Below are 21,096 nucleotides of genomic sequence, written 5' to 3' on the forward strand. Positions count from 1 at the left end.
TTGTAACGGAAAGACTGTAAAAAAGAAAATAAAAAAAGCTACCAACTGGTAGCTTTTTTATTTTAGAAATGTTTAGAAACTAATTCTACTAACGCTTCTTTCGGTTTGTAACCTAACGTTTGATCAACTACTTTACCGTCTTTTAATACGAAAAGAGCTGGAATGCTCATTACTTCGAATTGACGAGCAGTTTCTTGGTTCTCATCAACATCTACTTTTACTACTTTTACTTTTTCGCCTAGTTCTGCATCGATTTCCTCTAATACAGGAGCGATCATTTTACAAGGTCCACACCAAGGTGCCCAGAAATCTAATAATACAACACCTTCGCTAGTTTCAGCTGCGAAGCTTTGGTCATTTGCGTTTACAATTGCCATTTTATTTCCTCCTTCAAGTATATTCTACCAAGAGTATATCATTAACTTATATACGTGGCGAATAATATGTATCGTTATGTATTGTAACAAAAAAATGTTCCTTTATACTATATAAAAATATGGATTAAATACTAAAAAGATGAGAGACAGGGGATCTCTCACCTTTTTCTATATATAGGGGTACTTCACTTGGAACTCAAGGGTACTTAAATCATGAATGTACTTTTAACTTTTTAAACTCTTCTGTTAAAAGAGGTACAACTTCGAACAAGTCACCAACAATACCGTAGTCAGCTACTTTGAAGATACTTGCTTCTGGATCTTTATTAATCGCAACGATTATTTTTGAGTTAGACATACCTGCTAAATGCTGAATCGCACCAGAAATACCACATGCAATGTATAAGTCTGGCGTAACAACTTTACCAGTTTGACCAATTTGTAATGAGTACTCACAGTATTCAGCGTCACAAGCACCACGAGATGCCCCAACAGCGCCGCCTAGTACGTCAGCTAACTCTTTTAATGGTTTAAATCCTTCTTCACTCTTCACACCGCGTCCGCCAGCGATAATAACTTTCGCTTCAGAAAGATCCACACCTTCTGCTGTTTTACGGACAACATCTTGAATAATTGTACGTAAATCTTTCACATCAACTGTAATAGAAGATACGTCACCGCTGCGAGACTCATCTTTTTCCAGAGTTGCAATGTTATTTGGACGCACTGTCGCAAATAAGATGCCGTCTGTTACAATCTTCTTCTCGAATGCTTTACCAGAGTAAATTGGACGAGTGAAGATAACATTTCCACCTTCAACCTCTAAAGCAGTTACGTCAGAAACTAAACCAGCTTCAAGCTTCGCTGCTAATTTTGGTGATAAATCTTTACCAAGTGCCGTATGTCCAAAGACAATACCTTCTGGATTTTCTTCAGCATGTACAGCTAAAAACGCTTGTGCATAACCATCAGATGTATATGATTTTAATTTATCATTTTCAACTGTCACAACGCGATCTGCACCGTAATGAATCAATTCATTTGCAAAAGAGGCAACGCTGTCTCCAATTAGAAGACCTACTACTTCACCGCCTTCTGCAATTGTTTTTGCTGCTGCTACCGCTTCAAACGAAACGTTACGTAGCGATCCATCACGAACTTCACCCATTACTAATACTTTACGAGCCATAGATTTTCCCTCCTGCATATATAATTTCGTATTTTATTAGATTACTTTCGCTTCTGTATGGAGCAACGATACAAGTTCTTTTACTTGATCTTGCAGCTCGCCTTGTAACACTTTTCCTGCATCTTTCTTAGGAGGCAAATAGATTTCAATTGTTTTTGTCTTTGCTTCCACATCATCTTCTTCTAAATCTAAATCATCTAATTCTAATTCTTCTAGTGGCTTTTTCTTCGCTTTCATAATACCTGGAAGCGATGGGTAACGAGGTTCATTTAAACCTTGCTGTGCTGTTACTAAAACTGGTAATGAAGTTGCAATCACTTCTGTATCACCTTCAACATCACGCTCAATCTTCACATTTGTACCGTCAATTTCAAGTTTTGTAATTGTCGTTACATATGGAATATTTAACGCTTCAGCTACGCGTGGCCCTACTTGTCCAGATGCACCATCAATTGCAACGTTTCCGCCTAAAATTAAATCTGCATCTTTATCTTTTAAATATTCAGCAAGTACTTTTGCTGTCGTGAACTGGTCACCATTTTCTACATCATCTTCAATATTAATTAATACCGCTTTATCACAGCCCATTGCTAATGCAGTACGAAGTTCTTTCTCACTATCTTCGCCACCGACTGTTACAACTGTAACTTCTCCACCTTGTGCGTCTCTTACTTGAATTGCTTCTTCAATTGCATATTCATCGTAAGGGTTGATGATGAATTCCGCTTCGCCATCGTAAATTGCACCGTTTTTAATTACGATTTTTTCTTCTGTATCAAATGTTCGTTTCATGAGTACGTAGATGTTCATTCCATTTACCCCCTTGTTTTTCAGAAAGATTCTATCAATTTTAATTTTCTGTTAATTTATATTAAAAAAATAATTGAACTACCTGCCACTAAATGAAGGTTTACGCTTTTCTAAAAATGCGGCTACACCTTCTCTTCCATCTTCACTCGTAAATACTTCACCAAAAATTTGTGATTCACGTTGTACACCTTCATAGTAATGAGACGATTTTGTCGTTTGCAATAACTCTAGTACAGCACGAGTTGTTGCTGGACTTTTTCCAGCAATTTGTTTTGCAACTTTAAGCGTATCATCTAAAAATGATTCTTCAGAGAACAATCCGTTAACAAGTCCCCACTTTAATGCTTCTGCACCAGTAATTGGTGTACTTGTTAACATCATTTCACAAGCTTTCGCTTTCCCAACATAACGTGGTAAGCGCTGTGTACCTGCAAAGCCAGGAATTAATCCAAGTGTTAATTCAGGTAAACCAAGTTTTGCACTTTCAGTTGCAAAGCGCATGTGGCAAGACATAGCAAACTCAAGGCCGCCGCCCAGTGCCGCTCCATGAATTGCCGCAATAACTGGTTTTGAACATTTTTCAACACGCTCAAACGTAACTTGTCCAAGCTGTGCTAATTCTGTTGCTTGCTTCGCTTCAGTAACAGATGTAAATTCTTTAATATCTGCTCCTGCTGAGAAGAAACGTCCTTCACCGTGAATAACAACAACACGAATGTTATCATCCTTTTCCACTTGATCAATTAATTCAGTAACGTCATGCATAACTTGTGAAGACATCGCATTCGCTGGTGCGTGATTTAACGTCGCCACCGCGATATGATCTTCAACTCTTACAGATAGGAATTTCAACATGATCCCTCCCATTATTGACGATAACCACAAGCTGCAATAAGTAGCCCGTGTACCGTTTTTGAAAGTGCGACCAGATCATACTTATGATCGCTCATTACCCAATTGGTCACAACTTCATCTACTGTTCCAAAGATCATTTGTCTTGCCACGCGAACATTTAAATCTGCTTGAAATTCACCTTGTTTTATACCAGTCTCTAAAATCTCATCCATAACTTGTAAGTAGCCTTTTAATACTTCATTTATTTTAAGGCGCAAGTCTTGATTGGACTGCCTTAGCTCTAATTGCGTAACGATAGCAAGCGGATCATTTTGCGACAACAGCAAGAAGTGCGTTTCTACCAACATGAATAACTTCGATACAGCGCTTTCAATTCCTGCTGTTTTTTGACGAATTGTTTCGACAAATTCTCCCATCTTCTCTTGGAATAAGGATATTAATATATCTTCTTTATTTTTAAAATATAAATAAATCGTACCATCAGCTACCCCAGCTTGCTTTGCGATTTTAGAAACTTGCGCTTGGTGGTACCCATTCTCCGCAATCACAATGACTGCCGCATCAATAATTTGATTGTATTTCGGTCTATTTTTCTTCACTTTACTGTCCCCTTCAAGAAGATGACTGAATGAATAGTCATTCATATTCTTATAATACTGACTATTTAGAAAAGTGTCAATCCTATTTTTTCAAAAAGAAAGGGCCTTAGCCCGTTTGCTCATCCTCATTCTTTCTCTTCTCTTCATCTATTAGAACACGGCGCAAAATTTTCCCTACTGTCGTTTTCGGCAATTCATCTCTAAACTCATATACTTTCGGAACTTTATAAGCCGCTAAATATTTACGTGCAAACTGATTTAATTCTTCCTCAGAGCATTCCGTACCTTCTTTTAACACAACAAATGCTTTAACTGTCTCTCCTCGGTACGGATCTGGAACTCCAATTGTCACTACTTCTTGCACTTTTTCATGCTCATATAATACTTCTTCAACTTCACGAGGATACACATTAAATCCACTCGCGACAATCATATCTTTCTTGCGATCTTTTACATAGAAGAATCCATCTTCATCCATGTAGCCAACATCACCTGTATGGAGCCAGCCATCTTGCAATACAGCCGCTGTTTCCTCTGGCTTATTCCAATATCCTTTCATAATTTGAGGGCCTTTCACTACAATTTCACCTATTTCTCCTGGCGGTAATGCCTCACCAGTTTCAAGCGACATAATGATTGCTTCTGTATCTGGCCACGGAACTCCGATGCTACCTGGCACTCGCTTTTCCCATAAAAAATTACTATGTGTAACCGGAGAGGATTCTGTTAAACCATATCCCTCTACTAGTTTACCACCTGTAACTTTTTCGAACTTTTCCTGTACTTCTACTGGCAGTGGTGCTGATCCACTAATACAAGCACGAATAGAAGAAATATCGTATTCTTTTAAAAGCGGACTATTTAAAAGAGCGATATAAATAGTTGGTGCCCCTGGAAACAATGTCACTTTATGCTTCTTAATCGCTTCAAAAACCATTTTCATATCAAACTTTGGAATAAGGACCATTTTGTATCCTTGCATAATACTTAAATTCATAACAGCTGTCATACCATAAACATGGAAAAATGGAAGAACCCCAAGAACGACTTCTTCTCCTTCTTTGCAATTATATAACCATTGAACTCCCATTAACGTGTTAGAGACGAGGTTTTTATGCGTTAACATAACTCCTTTCGGAAATCCGGTTGTTCCTCCTGTGTACTGTAAAAGAGCTAGATCATTTTCAGGATCACAAGGCACCTCAACATTCGTATTCACTTCTTTTTCTACTGAATTCCAAAGATGAATTGTTTCACTCTCTGATACTTTCACAACTAAATTCGACTGTTTTTTCTGCACAAATGGATACAATAGATTTTTAGGGAATGGTAAAAAGTCTGCAATACGAGTTACGATAATATGCTCAATTTTTGTAGCAGATTGAACATTCGTTACTCTTGGAAACACTAAATCGAGACAAAGAATTACTTTTGCTCCCGAGTCATGAAGCTGATATTCTAATTCCCTTTCTGTATACAGTGGATTGGTTTGTACTACGATACCTCCCGCAAGTAATGTACCGTAATAACCAATTACAGCTTGCGGACAATTCGGCAACATAATAGCAACTCGATCACCCTTTTCCACACCGAGTTTTTGAAGATAATTTGCAAACCGCTTCACCTTATCATGGAAGTCCGAAAACGTAATATCCTTCCCTAAAAAGTGAAGCGCTTTCTTTTCTGGGTAGCGAGAAGCCATCTGTTCTACATATCTATGAAGCGGCTGAATATCATAAGAAATCGTACTCGGAATTTCCTCTGGATAACTTTTCAACCATGATTTTTCCACCTTCATTCCCCCTTCAAATACATAAAAAATAAATGAATGTTCATTCATGATGGTTATTTTCATTATATTATAGTCACCATAGCGTTACAATCATAATATTCTGACTTTTGTATAACTATGCTTTACTTCATTAACTTCTTATTATATGTAGAAACTCTCTTAATCTTAAAAGAGTAAGAGAGTTTGTCATTAACTTAATCTTATAATTGTTAATACCGCTCCTGGGGTAGTTGTTGATAATGTCGCAACAGCTAACAAACCAAATAATTGCAAACTAATTGCACTCCCCGCCGCAAGAGTCGTAATAATTGTCGCACTAAATGATGTCGTTGCTAATGCAGGAGAATTAATAGTCCCAGCAAGCGGTGCCCCATTAATTGTAATTCGTGAACTAACTAATAATGAAGCCGTTATATTAATTGAATATGAAATATAATAATTCCCTGCATTTGCAGCCGTAAATACTGTGTTCCCCCCAGACACTGTAATACCTGGACCAATATTCTGATTGTTTGGAAGCGGGACATTTGTTCCACCTAGTAGTACCGATATTGCTGTACCCGACGTATTATTTGCAAATGCGTATGTTGCCGTTATACTTGTGCCTGTTGCTCCTGTTGGACCTGTATCGCCTGTCGCTCCCGTTACTCCTGTCGCCCCCGTTGGACCCGTTGCTCCTGTTGGGCCTGTTGCTCCTGTTGGGCCTGTTGCTCCTGTTGGACCCGTTGCCCCTGTTATTCCTGTCGCTCCCGTTGGGCCTGTTGCTCCCGTTACTCCTGTCGCCCCCGTTGGACCCGTTGCCCCTGTTATTCCTGTCGCTCCCGTTGGGCCTGTTGCTCCTGTTATTCCTGTCGCTCCCGTTGGGCCTGTTGCTCCTGTTATTCCTGTCGCTCCTGTTGGACCCGTTGCCCCTGTATCGCCTGTTACTCCCGTCGCTCCCGTTGGACCTGTGTCGCCTGTTACTCCTGTCGCCCCCGTTGGACCCGTTGCTCCTGTCGCTCCCGTTGGACCCGTTGCCCCTGTATCGCCTGTTACTCCCGTCGCTCCCGTTGGGCCTATTGCTCCCGTTGCTCCCGTCGCTCCCGTTGGACCTGTGTCGCCTGTTACTCCTGTCGCCCCCGTTGGGCCTGTGCCACCTGTTGCCCCCGTCGGACCGGTTGGACCAAACTTAGGAACTGTCCCATCGCAACTAAAACAGCATGAATCAACATGTACACCATTTTGATTATTACACCCACAATATCCATTTACGTTATTGCTCCATGAAGACATGTTGATCACTTCCTTTACATGCAATCTTTTAAGTACAATCACCGAGTTAGAAAACATCTATCTAAATAACAAAGAAATACTTTACCTATTAGGGATAAACACAGATTTATTCCATACATTCTAGTAATTATTACATGCGATTCTCACTCTTTTTGCTTGTACTTTCGCCCCATCTCCACAGATTATTAACCATACACATTACACTTTCGTACACAGCCAAGTTCCCATTTAAACTTTCCACATTCGCCAATCTTTTTAGTAAAGAAGCTTATTCTTCATAAATAGCGACTATAACATATAAAAATCCGTATAATTTATTGTTTTTAGTCAAAATTTTAAAAAAATATTGACACTTAAATTATCCTCATAGTATGATTTGGTTGTTGTAATTGATAACCATTTTCACTTACGGTGCCAGTTACAAAAAACACTTAATTTGGGGGCAGAAGATGAAGAAAATTCTCAGTATTTTCATAGTAGTTCTTCTATTCGCTGTTGGATGCGGACAGCAAAAAGAGGAGAAAAAAGAAACAAAAGCGGACAATAAAAATCAAGCTATAACAATTAAACACGCTGAAGGGGAAACGAAGTTAGATAAACCAGCGAAAAAAGTAGTTGTACTTGAGTGGGTATATTCAGAAGACTTATTAGCACTTGGTGTTCAGCCAGTAGGGATGGCAGACATTAAGAATTATAATAAATGGGTAAATACAAAAACAAAACCAAGTAAAGATGTTGTAGATGTAGGGACACGTCAACAACCAAACTTAGAAGAAATTAGCCGTTTAAAACCAGACTTAATTATCACAGCTTCATTCCGTGGTAAAGCAATTAAAAATGAATTAGAGCAAATTGCACCAACAGTTATGTTTGATCCATCAACAAGCAATAACGATCACTTTGCTGAAATGACAGAAACATTTAAACAAATTGCAAAAGCAGTTGGAAAAGAAGAAGAAGGTAAAAAAGTATTAGCTGATATGGATAAAGCATTCGCTGATGCAAAAGCAAAAATTGAGAAAGCAGACTTAAAAGATAAAAACATCGCAATGGCACAAGCATTTACTGCTAAAAACGTACCAACGTTCCGTATCTTAACTGACAATTCTTTAGCTTTACAAGTTACAAAAAAATTAGGTTTAACAAATACTTTTGAAGCAGGAAAATCTGAGCCAGATGGTTTCAAACAAACAACTGTAGAATCATTACAAAGTGTACAAGATTCAAACTTCATTTACATTGTAGCGGATGAAGATAACATTTTTGACACGCAACTAAAAGGCAACCCTGCTTGGGAAGAATTAAAGTTCAAAAAAGAAAACAAAATGTATAAATTAAAAGGCGACACTTGGATTTTCGGTGGTCCTGAGTCTGCAACATCTTTAGCAACACAAGTAGCAGATGTAATGACAGCGAAGAAGTGATTACACGATGAATAGCTTACAACATACACTTCGAGCAAGTCTTGTATTCGGAGGAGGAGCAGCTCTCTTGCTCCTCCTTTTCTTTATTCATATCGGACAAGGTCAAGCAAACATTTCCTATAGTATGATTATTGATGCTCTTATCTCACCGAACCAATCGCTAGAACATCAAACTTTAATCATGCTTCGATTACCTAGAGCTGTAATTGCCATTTTAGCTGGAGGTGCTCTTGCTGCATCAGGGGTTATTTTACAAACGTTAACGAAAAATCCACTTGCTGAATCCAGTACAATGGGTATTCACTCTGGCGCATATTTCTTTCTAGTAGCGGCTACAATTTTCTTACCGAAAGGCTTGCAAATTAATTCGCTTCTGTTCACATTTATCGGCGGTGCTATTACTGCTTTATTTGTATACCGTATTTCTGGTGGAAAAAAGGGAACCCCACTTAGAATGGCATTAGCTGGTATGGTCGTTACATTAATGCTCTCTGCCTTTACCGGAACGATGCAGCTTTTCTATGAAAATGAAACAGCTGGTTTATTTTTATGGGGAGCTGGATCTCTTATTCAAAATAACTGGGATGGCGTTCAATTTGCTTTTCCATTTATCATTATTTCTTTCCTAGTTTTACTATTTATATCTCGTAAACTCAACATTCTCTTACTTGGTGATGATGTTGCTGTTTCTCTTGGTGAAAAAACAGCAATAACACGTCTTATCGCCTTCATTGCTGCAATCTTTTTAACAGCAGTAATTGTTACTGTTGTTGGACCAATTGGATTTGTCGGCTTAGTTGCACCTCATTTAATGCGCCTTATCGGATACCGTCAACACTTTACTCTTCTTCTCTCTTCTTTCTTATGGGGGGCAGTATTATTGCTTGGAGCAGATGTTGTCGGTAGATTAATAGATCCAACCGGTGCAGAACTTCCTGTTGGGGCAGTCACAGCAATGATTGGATCTCCTTGGCTTATTTACTTAGTTTATCGAATGATGAAGTCGAAACAATATATGAATGATAACGGTGCGAATGCAGCTGGAGCTAGTTCCCGCTATTACTCTTATAAAAAGGTCATCATTATATCTATCACACTTTGTATTGTGACGATTGCTCTTGGTGTTACAATCGGTAGTAACGCTTATATCGAAAGCATTACTAATGTTATATCAGGTCAATTAACACAATTTGATAAAAATATGATGATGAATCTTCGTTTACCAAGAATGCTCGTTGCCGCTATTGCTGGTGCATGCCTTGCAATAAGTGGGCTTGTTTTCCAAGGTATATTACGAAACCCACTTGCCGATCCTTCTATTATTGGTATTTCATCGGGAGCTGGTGTCGGTGCTTTAACTGTTATGTATGTCTTTCCTGCACTTCCTGGTTTCTTCCTACCAATTGGTGCATTTATTGGTGGACTACTTGCAGTAGGAATTGTCCTCTTCTTCTCATGGAAATCAGGGTTTAGCCCCACAGCTCTTGCTTTAATAGGGATTGGTATTTCTGCACTTGGCTCAGCAATTATTCAAATCTTTATCGTTAGAGCCAATTTGAATGTTGCCGCTGCTTTAACATGGTTATCTGGCAGTACGTATGCAAGAGGGTGGAATCACTTAGAAAATATCATTCTATATCCATCTCTAATTCTTGTATTAATTATCTTTTTCTTAATAAAACAACTTGACGTTCTCGTACTGGGAGACGATTTAGCAACTGGACTTGGGCAACCAGTAAATAAAACACGTCTTGCTCTAATTGTGCTAGCGACACTACTTGCATCAGTAACTATCGCTGCTGTCGGTACAATTGCCTTTTTAGGCCTTGTCGCACCTCACTTAGCAAGAATTGTTGTTGGTATGAACCATCAAAGACTATTCGTTTGTTCAGCACTATTTGGAGCAATCCTTCTTTCTGTCGCTGACTTACTTGGACGTACAATCGCATATCCGAAAGAAATTCCTTCTGGCCTTGTCGTTGCTGTACTTGGAGCACCTTATTTCTTATGGTTGATGAGGAAGAGTGGGAAGAAAGTTAATTAAAAAGGAGGCTTCGTTTTAGAAGCCTCCTTTTTATATACTAAATAAAGTGAAACTTTAATCAGTGGAGTTTTCTTCATCCCCACTGATTATTAACCCACACCAATCGGGCTTTTATGAGCAGTGGATCTCCCACCTAACTTCTTTGCTCCAGCCGAATCTTGAAGTGGGAATTTTACTGCAGGTGAATAGCGGGATAAATTACTCTGATCTCACTAATTTCACAGATTTAGTCCCTCCCATAAACTCATGATGTACAGTTAATGTGTTCTCCTCAAGTTTCAAATCAACCTTCTGTTTTCTTTCTCCCATTAAAAATACAAGCTCTATGGAAATAATCCCTTGGTCCACACTTAATATTCGAAAGTCTCCTATAGTAGTCCCTTTCCCAAAAATATTATGTTCCATAAATTCTCCGCCTGTTTTCTCACTATTAATAGATTCTATTTCCAACCCAACTGGCCTGTCCGTACTTTCTGATGACATCCAAGACCCCTTTAACTTTCCAATATCAGCCTCTTTTTTCTTTTCATTTTTTAACTCTTCCTCTTTTTTCTTGACTTCTGCTTGTTGAGTTAGTAAGCCATCGATTTGCTTATTCAGCTCTTGGGCCCGGTGATTTTCCGAAATAAATTGTTGATTTTGACCAGTATCGTTAAAAATTTTATTTACTATCCCTTTAGCCTCTTCATACTTTTTATCATTCTTTAACTTCTCTGCCTTTTCCAATTGACCTATATATTGACCTTTTAACTCTTTATGCTCTATGAGCGAATCTTTTTGTTCTTTCGCTTGACTTTGAAGGATTGCGGAACCATCTTTCATTTTTTCTACTTCTTGAAACAAACCTATTGCTTGTTCTATATTTCCACTCGATTTCTCTTTTATCGAACTTATCATCTTAGTAGTTTGGTCTTTTAATACCTTTGCTTCTTTATCATCCTTTTTCTCTTCTAATGCTAGCTCAAATGATGCTACTGCCGTGTCATACTCTTTACTCGCTAACGCCAATTTCCCTTGATCCATTGCTTTTTTATAGGTTTCATTGCTACATCCTACCATTAAAAATAAAATTATGATTCCTAAAATCAATCTTTTCATAATATCCCCCTAAATTAATATAATTCTATATACACTCAATAGTATCATAAAATTTATATATAAAAATTTAAATACCATCATTAAAACATAAAGGGAACTTGTCATTTCTTCTCGAACTTAATCTATGAACATAAGTAGAGGGGGATAACAATAATGTACCAAACAATTGAAGGCTTTTTACAATCATGGACATACGAAGCAGAGTCTACTCAGAAAATGCTTGATTCATTAACCGATGCATCTTTATCACAAGAAATTGCACCTGGGCACTGGACGTTAGGTAGAGTTGCTTGGCACATCGTGACGGCAATTCCTGTTATACTATCTGGCACAGGGCTAAAGTTTGAAGGAGAATTGAAAGATTATCCTGTTCCAACTTCTGCAAAAACAATTGCAGATGAATACCGTAAAGTAAACGCGGCTTTTGTTGAAACACTTCAAAGTAAATGGACTGATAAAGACTTAGCTACTATTAATGACTTCTTTGGTCGCCCTATGCCGAATTCTATATTTCTAATGACACTCATTAATCATCAAAATCACCACCGCGGACAAATGACGGTTTTAATGCGACAAGCTGGCTTAACAGTTCCTGGCGTATATGGCCCCGCAAAAGAAGAATGGGCTGCGGCTGGAATGGAAGCTCCTAAAATGTAACGACAAAAAAGACAAGATGTTTACATATCTTGTCTTTTTCTGTAACTTGTTTCATGTGAAACTATTTTTTAAAATGGTTGTTTTATGGAATATATAGGTTAAAATGAATACATATTACGAAGAGGAGTAACCAAATTGAATACAAAAAATAAAAAAATAGCTATGGGAACTATTTTACTAACTTCTCTTATTGGAGTTATTAGTGTATCTCTTTATTTCACCTATTATGGTACCCCTTGGGGAAAACAAGCAGCAATTACGGACTCAAAAGAGTATATTACAAAATATTTTAATCTAGATGCAGAAGTCAAAAATACTTCTTACGATGCTAAAATGAATAGCTATGCAATCTCCTTTGAAACAAGTACCGACGGCGAGTTTACTATCGAATATAAAAGTCCTAATAACTTTAACATTTCTCCAGACGTGCAAAAGTATTTAAGCACACACTCTAAATTTACAGAGTAGTAACGAAGCGTACATATACAAAAAAGAGTTGGTGTAACGCCAACTCTTTTTCACATATTCTTATCATACAGTTATATCTTCCTTCTCTATATTTTTAATGCCGTAATACGCAATCACAACTCCAATTGCCGCCAATGCTAGTTGAAGGGGAAGTAAAGTTGCTGTAGGAAACTCTGGGTTGGTATTCATTGCAATTGAGACAACGATAAGAGATGAAACAATTGTAGTTGGTACTGAACGTTTACGCATTCCGAAATATAATGGGATTAAACTCATCCCCGCAGTTGCAATGGCTAAAGGAACTAGTTTTATTCCTTCTTGCACCAATTGATCTACTGTGAATGAATTAGGAAGAATTGAAAAACAACTATCTATCCCAAAGAAGATTCCTACTACTAAAATGTTAGATACAATAACTGTTATAAATGTTACTATCGCTGTAATAGCCAACTTACTAGCCATCATTTTCTTTCGGTTAATGGGATAAGAAAACATGAGTAGTATTGTTTTATTTTTATATTCGCCAATTATTAACCTTGCTATTAATACACTACCAAAAATAATAAATGTTGCTCTTACTACTGTACTAGCCATTAACAAAATCATCTGCGGATCTCTTATTTCTGGATCTCCTTCTATTTGTGCAATGAAACTAACAAAGATTAATAATGCCAGTATAATAATATTTGCAATAACTGCTCCCCTCACATACCATCCAAACTTAAATTTCTTCAATTCTAACTTCATAAGACGTAGCATGATATTCCTCCTTCCTCCTTGGACTTAATCAATATAAATGACTCCTGTTTCACTTAAAATCTTCGCTTCATTTTTTGCATCACCAATCGTTCCTACTTTTATTTTGTCTGTATTTTTATCTTTCTTAAGTCCTTTTAAATCCACTATTACGTCAGCCGAATTACTTTTAGCCATAAGCTTCAATGATGTAGGGACACCTTTATACCGTACGCCAATATCCCCTGATTCTGTTTCTACAAATAATGATTTTCCTTCTGTCATATCTTTCAGTAATACTTCCTCAGATGTTGAATTGATGTTCATATTTTCATTTTTTACATTTTTTACATAATTATCTCCAGTAGTGGAAGTTATATTTACTTCTTGTAATGAACTATCTTTTAACATTAAATCTCCGCTTTCGGATGTAAATTCACCCTTCTCTGCCGATAACCCTGTAATCATTCCATCTCCAGATTTTCCTTTTGTCACGATGCTTTTTACTACTATATCTCTTATTTTCACATCACCCGATTTATTATTTACTACAATTTTATCTATTTCTTTCTTCGGAATAGCTATAGATATACTATTTTTCTTCCTAAACGTGAAACCATTAAAAAATCTGTTCATCTTTTGTTTTTGTTTAATCATAATTTTATTTTCATCATTTTCTATTTTGACAGGATCTATCTCTTTATCTACTTGTTCACCTTGAGCGGAAATTACTATTTTATTAGCGTCTTTACTTTTAAATTCAAGATTCCAATTTTCATTGTCTACTTCTATTTCTTTTATATTATTGATTTCAAAAGACTTTTCTTTCTTAAAATCTTTCCCCTGAAACACCTTAAAACCAAAAACCGCACTAGCAATTGTAATGAATAATATTGCAATTACTATTATTTTTTTCACCATTCATACCCCAGTTCGTTTTTTGTTTTAAGCTTGCTTCACGCCACATCGATCTTGTCGATTTTACGAAACGATAGATAACTAATGAAAATTCCTAATAAACAGAGCACGATTGGGATAGCTATAAAATCAAACATACTTACTTGACCGTTTCCAGGTCCAAAGTTACCACTAATCAGCATACCAATTATTACTGCCGAAGTAATCGTTGTCGGTGTCGATTTCTTTCTCATTCCAAAAAACAAAGGAATTAAACTTATACCAGATATCATAAATGCACTTATAATAGTACCTGGAACGATAGCTATTATTTCACCTATCGTAGCTGGTGTTTCAATCAGTCCCATCATTGGACTCACAAAATAAACAAGCAAACTAATAATGAAAGTCGCGATAATGGTACTCACAAAACAAAAACAAAAAACAATTGTTAATTTCGCACTCATTAGCATTTTCCTTTGAAGCGGATACATAAATGATAGTTGTATCGTTTTATTCTTATACTCATCAATTACTAAACGTGATAAAATGACCGAACTAAAAATAATGAATGTTATCCTAATAAAAATATTTACTAAAGCCATATTCTGTGTGAAGTCAGAGAAGAGCATGTCTTCCTCGGCTTTCATTCCCAATGCCATAAGGCTTACTGCAGCGAAAATTGCTATAATACAAATTGCTACCCCTTTAAAGTAACTAGATAATTTATGTTTCTTCCATTCGAGCTTCATTAATCTAAGCATACAAACCACTCCTCCATTCTTTATATAACTGTCTTTATGCAGCTAACATTCTAATTCCAGCAGTAACGAAGCTTAACATTCCTATCACTAGTAGAATTAACAACCATTTCCGCTCTGGTTTTCTATAATATAAAATTCCACTTATTAGCATTACGATAAATCCACTTACCAGGTTCAGCCACAGTCCATTAAGCATGAATACCTTCTCCATCCATTACATTTAAGAAATATTCTTCTAAGGAACTATGTTTCTTATTAATACTTTCAATTTCCACATCGTTCATAATAAGTGCTTTTGAAATGGCCTGCTGAGACGCTGACGTATCATACACACGAATCATGGTTCCACTCATTATTTTGTAGTTTTTTATACCAAGTTTATCTTCTAAAATATAAGCTGCACGTTTCACATCAGGAACAGTGATTTCAATGTACTCTGTTTGCTTTCCGTTAATACTCTTCATTGAAACTTCTTTTATTAGTTTTCCATTTTGAATCACACCAATTGTATCGGCCATTAGTTCCATCTCACCTAAAATATGACTAGAAACTAATAATGTAATACCGTATTCTTTGCAGAGCATTTTAAATAATTCTCGTAACTCTTTAATACCAATTGGATCTAAACCGTTAATTGGTTCATCTAAAATGAGCAATTCTGGCTTTGTCACGATTGCCCTTGCAATACCGAGTCGTTGTTTCATTCCTAATGAAAAATCTTTTACTTTTTTATTATCTATCCCTTGTAGTTTCACTAAATGTAAAGCATGGTCAATTGCATTTTTATCGTAGTAGCCCATATATTCACAATGCAGGTCTAAGTTTTCTTTCGCCGTTAATTTATCATAAAAGATTGGGTATTCAATAATTGTCCCCATTCTTTTTAATACTTCATAAGATGTATCTGTTAATTTCTCACCGAAGATTTCAATATCACCACTCGTCGGTTTTATTAAATTTGTAATCATTTTCATAATCGTTGTTTTACCAGCACCGTTTGGTCCTAAAAAACCGTAAATTTCTCCTTTTTTCACATGCATGTTAACACCGGAAATAACTTCTTTCCCTTTAAACACTTTCGTTAACTGGTTTGTTTTTAATATATATGTCATGTTACTTTCCCCTTTCGCAATACTCTATATTTCTATAATAGACAACGGAAATCTCTTTTTTCTTACCCGTTTCTTACAAATTCCTTACGCTGAAAAAAAGCTTGTAGAATCTACTGCTCTACAAGCTAAAACTGCATCTTTGTTAATACAATTGTAAAAATTGTTTTTTCATACGGTTTACTAGAAAGGTGAATTTTTCCGTCCATCGCTTCCACAAGCCGTTTCGTAATCGTTAATCCTAGACCGCTTCCTTGGTACAATCTATTTCTTGAATCTTCAAGTGTGTACATACGCTCAAATACTTTATCAATATGAGATTCATCAATCCCTTTTCCTTTATCCCATACGTCTATATACACACTCGTTTCATCATCTCTTAACGTCATACCAAGTGCCTTTCCATCGTCTCCATATGTAATCGCATTTGATATTAAATTATTCAATACCCTACCTAATACTTCTACATTTCCAAGTGCGTATATATTTCTTTCTGGTATATCAATATGAACCTGAAAACCTTTCGTCGTCACTAAATCATAAAAAGATAAAATCTTCTCGCGGCAAACTTCATTCATATTTACTTTTGTCATTTCAATTGCTTTGTCACCAGATTCTAATTTTGCCAAGTCAAAAAACTTATGAATTAACTCCATCACTTCTAGTGTTTTCGTATGCACTTTTTCAAGTAATATTTGTTGTTCTTCTTTATTTATCGTTTTATCCTTATTTAACATTTCTGTATATCCAAGAATAACTGTTAGTGGTGTTTTCAAGTCATGCGAAATATTTGAAAGCATTTTTCTCATCGAAATTTCTACTTTTGCATGATCTGCATTCGTTTTCTGTTTTGCAACTAATAATTGATTAATTGCCACTAATAATTTTTGCAATTCTAGATCATCTGTCATAACGAGTAACGTCTCGCCTGTTTTGTCATTTACAATACTTTCTAACTTTTCATATGTGTATCGTAAATTTTTACTACTATTTTTTCTCATTCTATATTGCATATAAATAACACATAACAATATAAAAATAATACCTATTAACAAATTGACCATATTACATCACTTCCAACTTATAGCCGATGCCCCATAACGTTTTAATATATTCTGGATTAGATGGATCACTTTCGATTTTCTCACGCAATCTTCTCATATGAACATTAATAACGTTATCATCACCGTAATACTCTTCATTCCAAACTAACGTATATATTTGCGCTTTTGTAAATACACGATTTTGGTTCTTTACGAATAGCTTTAAAATCTCAAATTCTTTTAAAGTAAGTTTGAGAGGCTTCCCGTTTTTTTCAACTGTAAAATTAATTGGATCAATTGTTAAATCACCAATTTGAATCATTTTTTCTATTGTTTCTGTAGCCGAGTATTTCGTAGACCTCCGAATACCTGCTTTTACACGTGCAGCCAATTCAATCATAGAAAACGGCTTACAAATGTAATCATCTGCTCCAAGTCCTAATCCAACAGCTTTATCAACATCTGTATCTTTTGCCGACATCATTAAAATCGGAACTGCACTTTTTTCACGAATGATTCGTACAACCTCTAAGCCATCTAGCTTTGGCATCATAATGTCAAGGATAATCAAATCAAATGAACCTTTTAAATATGTGTTCACACCTTCTTCTCCATCAGACGCAATTGTTACTTGAAAGCCCTCTTTTATTAAATACTTTTCCACCATCTCTTGAATTGAGATATCATCTTCAACTAATAAAATATGATGTGACATATGTCTATCCCCTTTTTACAAACGTTAACAATCCAATTGTATCGTAACTACTACAGACTGGAAACAATTATATGAATTTTCAAACCAACTTCCCTTCCTTCCTTAACAATGATATGATGAAATTCACTACGATTGTTCATAATTAACTTTATATAAAGGAGACTTATCATGTCAGAGAATAAAAAAGTAAGCTTAGCTGATTTAATGCGCGAACAACTTGCTAAGAAAAAGCAAGGAAATGGAAATGGTCAAAATGCAAAAAATCAAAGCCAAGAAACGAAAAAATTACAAAACCAACAAACGAAGAAAACAAACAACCAACGTAGACGTACAGGTGTGTAAATGAACGGACAAAAACGTTCTAATATCGCGCCCGGTCTTGAAGTTGATATTGTATTAAAACAAGATCAACGAACAGGCAAATTAACACGTGGAATTGTAAAAGATATTTTAACAAAATCCCCTTCTCATCCGCATGGCATTAAAGTACGATTGCAGGACGGGCAAGTCGGTAGAGTACAAAATATCGTTCAATAAGAAAAGGAGCTCAAGTAAACTCGAGCTCCTTTTCTTTATTAACCTTTAATTTTCTCGATGAAAACTACTTTTAAGTAGTCTCCTTCTTTAAATTGATTAATGGTACGGAAATCTTCTGGTAAAGAATGTTCTTCTAATATTTTATATTTGCCATTCATTTCTTTAAAGGCTGTATCGATAAAGCCTTTAAACTTTTTCATATCGAATGCGCTACAATTTGTAGAAGCAACGATAATACCGTTATTTTCTGTAATAGCAATTGTTTCTTTTAATAAATTTTTATAATCTTTTGCTGCACTAAATGTATATTTTTTTGATCGGGCGAAGCTTGGAGGATCAAGTACGACCATATCAAATTTCATCTTTTTCTTCGCTGCATATTTGAAGTAAAGAAATACATCTTCTACAATAATATCTTGTGCTTCATAATCAACTTCATTGACACTAAACTGCTCAATTGTTTTACTTAAACTACGATTTGCAAGGTCAACACTCGTCGTTTTACTCGCTCCGCCTAGCGCTGCAAATACAGAGAAAGCACCTGTATAAGAGAACATATTTAACACTGTTCTTCCCTTTGCATATTTATCACGAATTTGTTTTCGAACGTTACGTTGATCTAAAAATACACCAACCATTGCCCCGTCATTTAAATAAACAGCGAAGTTCACACCGTTCTCTTTTACGATAAGTGGAAACTCACCGCGCTCTCCTGCTACGAAATCATCACCTTCAATGTATTTCCCTTTCGTATCAAAACGCTTTTTCTCATAAATGCCTTTAAAGTTTGCTACTTTTTGAAGAGCTGCTATAATCTCATCTCTGAAAGTGTAAATCCCTTCACTATACCAACTTACTACGTAGTAGCCGTCATAGTAATCAATAATTAATCCGCCAAGACCATCACCTTCACCATTCACCACACGGAATGCTGTCGTATCACTTGATTTATAAAATTGTTTTCGTTTATGTAAGGCAGATTTGATTTTACTTTCAAAGAAAGATTGATTAATTTGTTCACTCTCTTTTCTCGTTAAAATCCAGCCGTATCCTTTATTTTGTTTTCCATAATAACCTTTTCCGACAAAGTTGTTCTTCTCATCTACTACTTTGATGATTGTCCCTTCTTCACGAACATCGTTTAAATTTTGAATTGCATCTTTTAAAATAAGTGGGTATCCACTTTTAATTTCTTTTATAAATTTCGTTTTTATTTTTATAGTTACTTCTGATCGCATATAATAACTTCCTTTCCATTTGCATGCTTTCTCTATAGGAAGCATTTAAAAAAAGAGCCTGAAAAAACAGCCTCGTTTCACTATACCATATTATTGCTTTGCTAGTACAACTCGCTCATTCTCGCACTTAACCGCCACATATTTACTACGTTTTGAAATGGAAATCTTACTGTCCAAAATAATAGAAAAAAATTATATATTTCACATTTACCATTGACATTGATAATGATTTTCATTATCATTTAATGTATATGAGTTCTTGAAAATATAGCTACATTTATAGGAGGAATAAACATGATTATTGTTACAAATACAGCTAAAATTACAAAGGGAAATGGACATAAATTAATTGAGCGTTTTAATAAAGTAGGTAAAGTTGAAACGATGCCAGGCTTTTTAGGTCTAGAAGTTCTTTTAACGCAAAATACAGTTGATTATGATGAAGTAACAATTAGCACTCGCTGGAATGCAAAAGAAGATTTCCAAGGTTGGACAAAGAGCGCCGCATTTAAAGATGCTCACTCACATCAAGGCGGGATGCCAGAATATATTCTTGATAATAAAATTGCTTACTATGATGTAAAAGTTGTACGTATGCCAATGGCTGCAGCACAGTAAAAACAGTTCTTTTTTTAAGTATAGAATATGAGAAGCGTTATCTATCACTTCTCATATTCTATACTTTTTTCTTTAATTTCTTTTTACTAATTTTGCGTGTACAACTAGCCTTCCAGCCTCTGGATCAAGCGCATAGTCACAAGTAGAAAGTGTTACAACTTCATCATTAGCCGTCAATTCCGTATCCGTTTTGTACAGTGATTTTTCTTGAATTTCCTTTAAGAACGATGTATATGCTGCATCATTTTCAAAATCCGTTTCAATGTAATAAAAGTCCGTTGTTGTCGTGTATACTGAAAAAACTTCAACGTCGTATCCTTCAAATAATGTATCGTAATATAATTTACGATGGGACATGAAAAAGTCTTCGTCCAACATCTTTTTTAAACTACCAAACATAGAACCGTCTTTCATACGATGACCATATAAAATCGTATTGCGATTTCGAGATTTCACATCATTACGATGGTCCATAAAAATGCTGCCCGCTCTCATATCTTCACCTTTATAATTACGAAATAAATAGTACTCATTATCTTTTGCTTGAACGATTGGATAATTAATTTGTGTATCATCCATCGTAATCCATCCGACTATCTCTGGATTAATTTTCTGGAGATCCTGAAACTGTTTACGTACCTCTCCGTCTTCCGATTTTTCTTCCATTGGACTTCTTTTATAAATATGTTGTGCCTCAGCCATTACTTTACGATTTTCATAATAATCCATGAAAATCCCGCCCAACTCATACATTGAATAGAAAAAGATTCCTAAAAACGCAATTGTAAGTATGCGTTGAAAAAAAGAATTCTTTTTCCGTCCTTTCTTGCTATTCAAATTATCACCTCAAAACGG

General features: G+C 35.9%; 24 protein-coding genes. 7 read left to right on the forward strand and 17 right to left on the reverse strand.

All coding sequences use genetic code 11. The annotated features are described in order from the left end of the window. Positions 1-62: 62 nt before the first annotated feature. The 7 genes from trxA to OXT04_RS13600 all read right to left on the reverse strand — a co-directional run bounded on the left by trxA (position 63) and on the right by OXT04_RS13600 (position 6,894). Positions 63-377: a thioredoxin gene (gene trxA / locus OXT04_RS13570; RefSeq protein WP_001018944.1), complete on the reverse strand. Its 315-nt coding sequence runs from the start codon at positions 375-377 to the stop codon at positions 63-65. A 211-nt stretch (positions 378-588) separates the two neighbouring features. Continuing rightward, positions 589-1,566, reverse strand: coding sequence for an electron transfer flavoprotein subunit alpha (etfA, locus tag OXT04_RS13575; RefSeq protein WP_000101946.1), 978 nt, complete (start codon positions 1,564-1,566; stop codon positions 589-591). A gap of 36 nt (positions 1,567-1,602) precedes the next feature. Continuing rightward, positions 1,603-2,376, reverse strand: a complete 774-nt coding sequence (etfB, locus tag OXT04_RS13580; RefSeq protein ID WP_001029028.1) for an electron transfer flavoprotein subunit beta — start codon at positions 2,374-2,376, stop codon at positions 1,603-1,605. Between the two features lie 78 nt (positions 2,377-2,454). Continuing rightward, a complete protein-coding gene (locus OXT04_RS13585) occupies positions 2,455-3,231 on the reverse strand; it encodes an enoyl-CoA hydratase (protein ID WP_000911291.1) in 777 nt (258 codons plus the stop codon). 11 nt (positions 3,232-3,242) lie between these two features. Then, entirely contained in the window at positions 3,243-3,830 is a 588-nt protein-coding gene (locus OXT04_RS13590; protein ID WP_000742223.1) for a fatty acid metabolism transcriptional regulator FadR, read from the reverse strand. A gap of 106 nt (positions 3,831-3,936) precedes the next feature. Beyond that, positions 3,937-5,622, reverse strand: a complete 1,686-nt coding sequence (locus OXT04_RS13595) for a long-chain-fatty-acid--CoA ligase (RefSeq protein WP_063548716.1) — start codon at positions 5,620-5,622, stop codon at positions 3,937-3,939. 189 nt (positions 5,623-5,811) lie between these two features. Further along, the gene (locus OXT04_RS13600) at positions 5,812-6,894 is read right to left on the reverse strand and encodes a BclA C-terminal domain-containing protein (protein ID WP_267415255.1); all 1,083 of its coding nucleotides are present in this window, start codon (positions 6,892-6,894) and stop codon (positions 5,812-5,814) included. Between the two features lie 449 nt (positions 6,895-7,343). On the opposite strand from OXT04_RS13600, the gene OXT04_RS13605 reads away from it, so the two are divergent. Together OXT04_RS13605 and fhuB are read left to right on the forward strand one after the other, a co-directional pair. After that, positions 7,344-8,318 (forward strand): ABC transporter substrate-binding protein, encoded by a 975-nt coding sequence (locus OXT04_RS13605; RefSeq protein WP_000722821.1) that lies wholly within the window; start codon positions 7,344-7,346, stop codon positions 8,316-8,318. A gap of 7 nt (positions 8,319-8,325) precedes the next feature. Then, complete coding sequence (fhuB, locus tag OXT04_RS13610; protein ID WP_267415259.1) at positions 8,326-10,362, forward strand: Fe(3+)-hydroxamate ABC transporter permease FhuB; 2,037 nt, start codon at positions 8,326-8,328, stop codon at positions 10,360-10,362. A 198-nt stretch (positions 10,363-10,560) separates the two neighbouring features. Here fhuB and OXT04_RS13615 read toward each other — a convergent pair whose 3' ends face one another. After that, entirely contained in the window at positions 10,561-11,460 is a 900-nt protein-coding gene (locus OXT04_RS13615; RefSeq protein ID WP_000825575.1) for a hypothetical protein, read from the reverse strand. 153 nt (positions 11,461-11,613) lie between these two features. On the opposite strand from OXT04_RS13615, the gene OXT04_RS13620 reads away from it, so the two are divergent. Together OXT04_RS13620 and OXT04_RS13625 are read left to right on the forward strand one after the other, a co-directional pair. Further along, positions 11,614-12,117 (forward strand): DinB family protein, encoded by a 504-nt coding sequence (locus tag OXT04_RS13620; RefSeq protein ID WP_000284979.1) that lies wholly within the window; start codon positions 11,614-11,616, stop codon positions 12,115-12,117. A 135-nt stretch (positions 12,118-12,252) separates the two neighbouring features. Next, complete coding sequence (locus OXT04_RS13625) at positions 12,253-12,585, forward strand: YfjL-like protein (protein WP_001093300.1); 333 nt, start codon at positions 12,253-12,255, stop codon at positions 12,583-12,585. A 63-nt stretch (positions 12,586-12,648) separates the two neighbouring features. Here the strand turns inward: OXT04_RS13625 and OXT04_RS13630 are convergent, their stop codons facing one another. The 7 genes from OXT04_RS13630 to OXT04_RS13660 form a co-directional block, all read right to left on the reverse strand. Further along, complete coding sequence (locus OXT04_RS13630) at positions 12,649-13,344, reverse strand: ABC transporter permease (RefSeq protein ID WP_000945180.1); 696 nt, start codon at positions 13,342-13,344, stop codon at positions 12,649-12,651. 24 nt (positions 13,345-13,368) lie between these two features. Further along, entirely contained in the window at positions 13,369-14,241 is an 873-nt protein-coding gene (locus OXT04_RS13635) for a DUF4097 family beta strand repeat-containing protein (RefSeq protein WP_267415260.1), read from the reverse strand. A gap of 35 nt (positions 14,242-14,276) precedes the next feature. Further along, positions 14,277-14,981, reverse strand: a complete 705-nt coding sequence (locus tag OXT04_RS13640; protein WP_000945210.1) for an ABC transporter permease — start codon at positions 14,979-14,981, stop codon at positions 14,277-14,279. Positions 14,982-15,015: 34 nt separating this feature from the next. Continuing rightward, positions 15,016-15,177, reverse strand: a complete 162-nt coding sequence (locus OXT04_RS13645) for a hypothetical protein (protein WP_000931814.1) — start codon at positions 15,175-15,177, stop codon at positions 15,016-15,018. Further along, positions 15,170-16,093, reverse strand: coding sequence for an ABC transporter ATP-binding protein (locus OXT04_RS13650; RefSeq protein ID WP_000221065.1), 924 nt, complete (start codon positions 16,091-16,093; stop codon positions 15,170-15,172). Before OXT04_RS13650 ends, OXT04_RS13645 begins: the two co-directional genes overlap by 8 nt. Positions 16,094-16,218: 125 nt before the next feature. After that, positions 16,219-17,154, reverse strand: coding sequence for a HAMP domain-containing histidine kinase (locus OXT04_RS13655; protein ID WP_267415261.1), 936 nt, complete (start codon positions 17,152-17,154; stop codon positions 16,219-16,221). A 1-nt stretch (position 17,155) separates the two neighbouring features. Continuing rightward, positions 17,156-17,848 carry a response regulator transcription factor gene (locus tag OXT04_RS13660; RefSeq protein ID WP_000018029.1) on the reverse strand — a complete coding sequence of 231 codons (693 nt, stop codon included), beginning with the start codon at positions 17,846-17,848 and terminating at the stop codon, positions 17,156-17,158. 168 nt (positions 17,849-18,016) lie between these two features. Between OXT04_RS13660 and OXT04_RS13665 the strand changes: the two genes are divergently transcribed. Together OXT04_RS13665 and OXT04_RS13670 are read left to right on the forward strand one after the other, a co-directional pair. Beyond that, positions 18,017-18,190 carry a hypothetical protein gene (locus OXT04_RS13665; RefSeq protein WP_001293578.1) on the forward strand — a complete coding sequence of 58 codons (174 nt, stop codon included), beginning with the start codon at positions 18,017-18,019 and terminating at the stop codon, positions 18,188-18,190. Further along, positions 18,191-18,385, forward strand: a complete 195-nt coding sequence (locus OXT04_RS13670; RefSeq protein WP_001014307.1) for a YwbE family protein — start codon at positions 18,191-18,193, stop codon at positions 18,383-18,385. 38 nt (positions 18,386-18,423) lie between these two features. Here the strand turns inward: OXT04_RS13670 and OXT04_RS13675 are convergent, their stop codons facing one another. Next, the gene (locus OXT04_RS13675; protein ID WP_098533466.1) at positions 18,424-19,623 is read right to left on the reverse strand and encodes a class I SAM-dependent rRNA methyltransferase; all 1,200 of its coding nucleotides are present in this window, start codon (positions 19,621-19,623) and stop codon (positions 18,424-18,426) included. 294 nt (positions 19,624-19,917) lie between these two features. On the opposite strand from OXT04_RS13675, the gene isdG reads away from it, so the two are divergent. Further along, the gene (isdG, locus tag OXT04_RS13680; protein WP_000587818.1) at positions 19,918-20,241 is read left to right on the forward strand and encodes a heme oxygenase; all 324 of its coding nucleotides are present in this window, start codon (positions 19,918-19,920) and stop codon (positions 20,239-20,241) included. A 72-nt stretch (positions 20,242-20,313) separates the two neighbouring features. On the opposite strand, the gene srtB is transcribed toward isdG, so the two are convergent. Next, positions 20,314-21,078: a class B sortase gene (gene srtB, locus OXT04_RS13685; RefSeq protein ID WP_001086119.1), complete on the reverse strand. Its 765-nt coding sequence runs from the start codon at positions 21,076-21,078 to the stop codon at positions 20,314-20,316. Between the last annotated feature and the right edge of the window lie 18 nt (positions 21,079-21,096).

Source organism: Bacillus sp. GC_Bacil_1, from assembly GCF_026540675.1.
In the GTDB taxonomy this organism is placed as follows: Bacteria; Bacillota; Bacilli; order Bacillales; family Bacillaceae_G; genus Bacillus_A; species Bacillus_A cereus.

What these genes read in the sequence shown, in the direction of transcription:
- etfB (WP_001029028.1), bottom strand. Translation starts at nt 2,376, where the DNA reads ATGAACATCTACGTACTCATGAAACGAACATTTGATACAGAAGAAAAA.
- OXT04_RS13655 (WP_267415261.1), bottom strand. Translation starts at nt 17,154, where the DNA reads ATGGTCAATTTGTTAATAGGTATTATTTTTATATTGTTATGTGTTATT.
- OXT04_RS13665 (WP_001293578.1), top strand. Translation starts at nt 18,017, where the DNA reads ATGTCAGAGAATAAAAAAGTAAGCTTAGCTGATTTAATGCGCGAACAA.
- OXT04_RS13660 (WP_000018029.1), bottom strand. Translation starts at nt 17,848, where the DNA reads ATGTCACATCATATTTTATTAGTTGAAGATGATATCTCAATTCAAGAG.
- OXT04_RS13620 (WP_000284979.1), top strand. Translation starts at nt 11,614, where the DNA reads ATGTACCAAACAATTGAAGGCTTTTTACAATCATGGACATACGAAGCA.
- OXT04_RS13650 (WP_000221065.1), bottom strand. Translation starts at nt 16,093, where the DNA reads ATGACATATATATTAAAAACAAACCAGTTAACGAAAGTGTTTAAAGGG.
- fhuB (WP_267415259.1), top strand. Translation starts at nt 8,326, where the DNA reads ATGAATAGCTTACAACATACACTTCGAGCAAGTCTTGTATTCGGAGGA.
- OXT04_RS13605 (WP_000722821.1), top strand. Translation starts at nt 7,344, where the DNA reads ATGAAGAAAATTCTCAGTATTTTCATAGTAGTTCTTCTATTCGCTGTT.
- OXT04_RS13670 (WP_001014307.1), top strand. Translation starts at nt 18,191, where the DNA reads ATGAACGGACAAAAACGTTCTAATATCGCGCCCGGTCTTGAAGTTGAT.
- OXT04_RS13615 (WP_000825575.1), bottom strand. Translation starts at nt 11,460, where the DNA reads ATGAAAAGATTGATTTTAGGAATCATAATTTTATTTTTAATGGTAGGA.
- etfA (WP_000101946.1), bottom strand. Translation starts at nt 1,566, where the DNA reads ATGGCTCGTAAAGTATTAGTAATGGGTGAAGTTCGTGATGGATCGCTA.
- OXT04_RS13630 (WP_000945180.1), bottom strand. Translation starts at nt 13,344, where the DNA reads ATGCTACGTCTTATGAAGTTAGAATTGAAGAAATTTAAGTTTGGATGG.
- OXT04_RS13645 (WP_000931814.1), bottom strand. Translation starts at nt 15,177, where the DNA reads ATGCTTAATGGACTGTGGCTGAACCTGGTAAGTGGATTTATCGTAATG.
- trxA (WP_001018944.1), bottom strand. Translation starts at nt 377, where the DNA reads ATGGCAATTGTAAACGCAAATGACCAAAGCTTCGCAGCTGAAACTAGC.
- isdG (WP_000587818.1), top strand. Translation starts at nt 19,918, where the DNA reads ATGATTATTGTTACAAATACAGCTAAAATTACAAAGGGAAATGGACAT.
- OXT04_RS13585 (WP_000911291.1), bottom strand. Translation starts at nt 3,231, where the DNA reads ATGTTGAAATTCCTATCTGTAAGAGTTGAAGATCATATCGCGGTGGCG.
- OXT04_RS13675 (WP_098533466.1), bottom strand. Translation starts at nt 19,623, where the DNA reads ATGCGATCAGAAGTAACTATAAAAATAAAAACGAAATTTATAAAAGAA.
- OXT04_RS13635 (WP_267415260.1), bottom strand. Translation starts at nt 14,241, where the DNA reads ATGGTGAAAAAAATAATAGTAATTGCAATATTATTCATTACAATTGCT.
- OXT04_RS13640 (WP_000945210.1), bottom strand. Translation starts at nt 14,981, where the DNA reads ATGCTTAGATTAATGAAGCTCGAATGGAAGAAACATAAATTATCTAGT.
- OXT04_RS13600 (WP_267415255.1), bottom strand. Translation starts at nt 6,894, where the DNA reads ATGTCTTCATGGAGCAATAACGTAAATGGATATTGTGGGTGTAATAAT.